This is a genomic window from Algoriphagus antarcticus (assembly GCF_002150685.1).
GTDB lineage: Bacteria > Bacteroidota > Bacteroidia > Cytophagales > Cyclobacteriaceae > Algoriphagus > Algoriphagus antarcticus.
Genome location: NZ_MSSW01000016.1, coordinates 1 through 4,702 on the forward strand (window position 1 = coordinate 1; position 4,702 = coordinate 4,702).

At 41.4% G+C, this 4,702-nt stretch carries 3 protein-coding genes; 2 read left to right on the forward strand and 1 reads right to left on the reverse strand.

Annotated elements, in window-relative coordinates:
- Positions 1-431: 431 nt before the first annotated feature.
- Positions 432-2,177, reverse strand: coding sequence for an ABC transporter ATP-binding protein (locus tag BVH04_RS07995; protein WP_086540954.1), 1,746 nt, complete (start codon positions 2,175-2,177; stop codon positions 432-434).
- 166 nt (positions 2,178-2,343) lie between these two features.
- Here BVH04_RS07995 and xerA point away from each other — a divergent pair, with 166 nt between their 5' ends.
- Positions 2,344-3,795: a site-specific tyrosine recombinase/integron integrase gene (xerA, locus tag BVH04_RS08000; protein WP_240510876.1), complete on the forward strand. Its 1,452-nt coding sequence runs from the start codon at positions 2,344-2,346 to the stop codon at positions 3,793-3,795.
- A gap of 136 nt (positions 3,796-3,931) precedes the next feature.
- Complete coding sequence (locus BVH04_RS08005; protein WP_140160544.1) at positions 3,932-4,606, forward strand: hypothetical protein; 675 nt, start codon at positions 3,932-3,934, stop codon at positions 4,604-4,606.
- Positions 4,607-4,702: the final 96 nt, after the last annotated feature.

Below are 4,702 nucleotides of genomic sequence, written 5' to 3' on the forward strand. Positions count from 1 at the left end.
CCCACAAATGGTTAACTGATTGATTACTGATCGTGCCGTTGGCACTCTTGGGTTATATCCCGAATTGACATACCCTGAATTTGGCTTCGCTGTATTCAGGGCTGTTACTGATTGTGCCGTTGGCACAAGTGTTCAATCGAATTTCCGAGCCCCTTGCCAAAGGCAAGACCTGTAAAAGCCCAGAATGAAATTCTGGGTTTCAAGTGTTGATGGCGATTTTTTAGAGTGCCAACGGCACGATCCGTAATGGATTAGATAACCACAAAGACCACCAAGGTTCTCAAAGATTAAGACTTGTCCTGCTTCTTCAAAAGCTGGACCTGTTTTATTCTTAGTTTCACCACATATTCTACTTACCACTTACAAAACCTACTACTTACTACCTTTTACAACTGCACACTGCTGACTGAATACTGCCTACTTCCAGCCTTTTAAATTCTCGCCTGATAAGTATATAACTGATAGTACCTTCCCTCTAATGCAATAAGCTCATCATGCTTGCCTCGCTCTACGATATTACCTTTTTCCACTACCAAGATTTGATCCGCCTGGCGAATAGTACTCAGTCGGTGGGCAATCACGAAGGTCGTTCTGCCTTTCATCAATTCTTTCAAACTCGCCTGAATCAAGGTTTCTGATTCGGTATCCAAATTAGAAGTAGCTTCATCCAAAATCAATATCCTTGGATCCGCCAAGATTGCTCTGGCAATCGCTATACGCTGTCTCTGTCCTCCAGAGAGCTTCACTCCTCTTTCGCCAATTAATGTATCCAGACCATTGTCAAATCGATCTGTGAACTCTTGCACGTGGGCTGCTACTACAGACTTTTGCAAATCTTCTTCACTTGCATCCGGTCTCGGAAAAAGGATGTTTTCTCTAATCGTGCCTTCAAATAAAAAATCATCTTGCAGCACTACGCCAAGTCTAGATCGGAAGGATTCCAACGTGACCGTTTGAAGATCATTTCCATCCAAGGTAATTATACCTGAATGAGGATTTAAAAATGTAGCTGCAAGTCCTGCTATGGTTGTTTTCCCAGAACCAGAAGTCCCTACCAAAGCAGTCACCGAACCCGCCGGAGCATTAAAACTTATGCTTTTGACCACTTCCTTATCTTCTTCGTAGGCAAAGGACACCTTATCAAAAACAATATCTCCTCTGAATTCTTTCAAAGCCAGGGTCCTCGTGCGATCATCAGCTTCCAACGGAGTATTCATAATTTCCTCCGTCCTATCCAGACCGGCAAAAGCTTCGGTTAATTGACTGCCAATATTGGACATCTGCACGATCGGAGCAATCATAAACCCCAGGTAAAGCGTGAAGGCCAAAAAATCTCCAAAGGTCATCTCTCCCTGCATGATCATATAGCCACCCATTCCCATGATCCCGGCAGATGCCAGTCCCAAAAGCAACGCTCCCATGGAAGTCACGAAACTCGTAGCCGTGAGACTTGCCTTTACATTCTGAAAAAGCTCATCCACTCCTCTTGCAAACGTATTAATCTCCTGCTGTTCGGCATTGAATCCTTTGATCACCCGGATTCCTCCGAGCGTCTCAGTCAATCTGCCTGTGACCTGCGCATTTATTTTGCCACGCTCGCGGAAAATTGGTCTTATTTTACTGAAGGCTTTTAACGAAACTAATCCAAAGATTACAACCGGAAGCAACACATAAAGCGTCATCATCGGACTGATATTGATCAAAAGAAAAAGAGAGATGATGGACGTCAAAACCCCACCGATCATCTGAGCGAATCCTGTCCCTACCAGATTCCGAACTCCCTCCACATCTGTCATGATTCGGGATACCAATTCACCCGTTTTCGCATTGTCAAAAAATCGGATAGGAAGCTTGATAATATGCGCCTGAACTTGGGATCTTAGCTTGGAAATCAGGTTTTGGGCCTCCACGCTCAGTATTTGCGTAAGCGCGTAGGATGTAGAAGACTGTACTACAATCGCCAAAACCACGCCCCCGATCAACCATTTCAGCATGGTCAAATCGTTGGAAGGAATTACATCATCAATCAGAATTTTACTCGCTCCAGGCAATACAAGGCTTGCAAGGCGGGAGATAATGATCAAAAATAATCCTAAAAATAAATGCTTTCTCCTAGGCCAAATAATGGTCTTAAAGACCTGACCCATGGTGACTTTGCGCTCTGCTTTATTAGCCATGAAATAGTTTGTTAATGATGGAAAACCCTAAGATAGGCTTCACAGTTCCAAAAGGAGGTTAAGTTAATAAATTGCCGCGTTCAGTGCCTGTCTCTGCCATAAGATATAGAGGGTAATAAATCCTGGTCTGTCAAGAGACAGCGTATGGGATAGAAAGACCTATTTCATGAGCTATTCCAAATCAAAATTAAATGTGGATATTAGTCCTAAAGAAATATATACGCAACTTTTTATTTTTTCAAAGATGTATTCTACGGCAATAGAAATTCAAGTGACGGGCAAAAAAATCTTTCTCAAAATGCCTAAAAATGAGATGGACTTGGACTTTGTAAGAAGCCTGAGGTATAGCAGATGGAACACAGGAAACTATCGTTGGGAGATCCCCAACTACCCCGGAAATCTTGACAAAATCAAACGGTATTTTGGAGATAGAATCACCAGAATAAATGAAATTATTCAGCTGGAAAACGGTCAAGATGAATCTGCCACCTTCGTCCCCGGCAAAGACCAAGTCTTTCTGCTTAAGAGAAAAGGCAAACTGAATCTTCGGTTTCTCTTCCATGAAGAATTAATCAAAGCAATAAAACGTATTCCCTATTACCGTTGGGACACTTCCAAAAAACAATGGACTGTTCCTTTTACCCAAAAGTTTGAAGATGAGCTCAGGCAAAAAGTAGCTGATCTAAATCTCGAGTTAATCTACCGGGAAGCTGAAGATGAAGGAGTGGAAAAAATCCAAAGATTGGATACCACACTATTCACCAAAACCTGTCCTAAAGAATACATCCACAAACTAGAGGAACGGCGGTATAGTCCACAGACGATCAAGACGTACACTGCATTATTAACTGAATTCATCAATTACTTCCCACATCAAGACCTCGATGAACTCACAGATAAGGAGGTGATGGATTTTTCAAGATATTTGGTCACTACACGCAACGTATCCTCTTCTTATCAGAATCAGGCAATCAACGCAATCAAGTTCTATTTTGAAAAGGTGAAAAGCGGTCCTAGAAAATTCTATCACATTGATAGACCGCAGCGGGAGAAAATTCTTCCACAGGTATGCAGTGAAGAGGAAATAGTCAGTATATTCAGGTGCACCGAAAACTTAAAACATCGGACGATTTTAATGACGATATATTCAGCAGGCTTACGAATCAGCGAATTGATAAATTTAAAGATCACACACATCGATTCCGACCGCATGCAGATTCGAGTAGTACAGTCGAAGGGCAAAAAAGATCGGTACACCCTGCTATCTCAAAAAAACCTTAAGCTCCTGAGGGAATACATCAGAATCTACCGGCCTCATGAGTACTTATTTGAAGGACAGCGAAGTACTCCCCAAAAACCTCTACCCTATACCTCAAGAAGCATACAGTCGTTCCTTAAGGATTCGGTAAAGAAGGCAGGGATCTCCAAAAACGTAACAGTTCATACCTTACGTCATTCCTTTGCCACCCATCTCTTGGAGCATGGGACAGATTTGAGGTATATCCAAAGTCTGCTAGGTCATAAGAGTAGCAAAACAACAGAAATCTATACACATATTACGACTAAGGGATTTGGTCAAATCGTAAGCCCATTGGATCAATTGAACTTAGATGACTAAAGACAATTCAAATATACCCGCAACCACATTCGCAATGCCTACCTATTTGGATGCCTTACGAAAGTACTTTCACAAGCACAAACGTTAGCGGTCATTCTAAGGACGACCAACATAACACAAACGACAGAAATAAAAAATGACATTTATAACATTCACTTTGGGACTTCTTACATTTTTAGGTTTGACAAGTTGCAACCCAAACTCCAACAAGCAAACTGCCGAACAAACGAACTCAATTTTGTTGGCGGACAAAGAAATTTTTAGTTTATACAAAAAGACTGATAGTATAATTTATGTTGCAAGAGCATTGACAACAGGCAATGACAAATTTGACCTGCACTTATATGAGTTAAACATATCAACTCCCGAAGGTGCTAAACAGACTTTTGATTTAGTTCAACAGTTGACACAGCAAGAACTCGACAATAAAAAAACTGAATTACAAAGCAAATACAACTGGACACCTTTCAAAGGCAATGAAGTTTTATTTGTTCAAATTCGGCCGACTGGTTTCAAGGACGAAATGGAACTCTTGGACAAACGACAAGAAATTGAAGATAAATTGAGCAAGGCTCTTGAAAATAAAAAACTTGGGGAATGGTTCGCTGGCGACTTGGGACCAGGCGGTGGAAATATGCTTTATACCGTAACGGACATTGACAAATCATTGCAAATAATACTTGAAATTTTACAACAAAATAAGTTAGACAAAAATGTTTTAATCGGTAGACGAGTTATGGTGGACAAGGGCGACTGGTTTTATGAAGTAATTTATCCGACAAAATATTCGGGTGACTTTAATACAATGTAATATGCGACAGAAAGAAGAACGAACCGCTAATCGAGTAGACGGCCGTGAGCCATAAGCCCACGGTGCGCCTCTCACACCACCGTACGTACGGGTCTA

Coding starts and splice junctions, on each gene's coding strand:
- BVH04_RS07995 (WP_086540954.1), bottom strand. CDS start 2,177: ATGGCTAATAAAGCAGAGCGCAAAGTCACCATGGGTCAGGTCTTTAAG.
- xerA (WP_240510876.1), top strand. CDS start 2,344: ATGAGCTATTCCAAATCAAAATTAAATGTGGATATTAGTCCTAAAGAA.
- BVH04_RS08005 (WP_140160544.1), top strand. CDS start 3,932: ATGACATTTATAACATTCACTTTGGGACTTCTTACATTTTTAGGTTTG.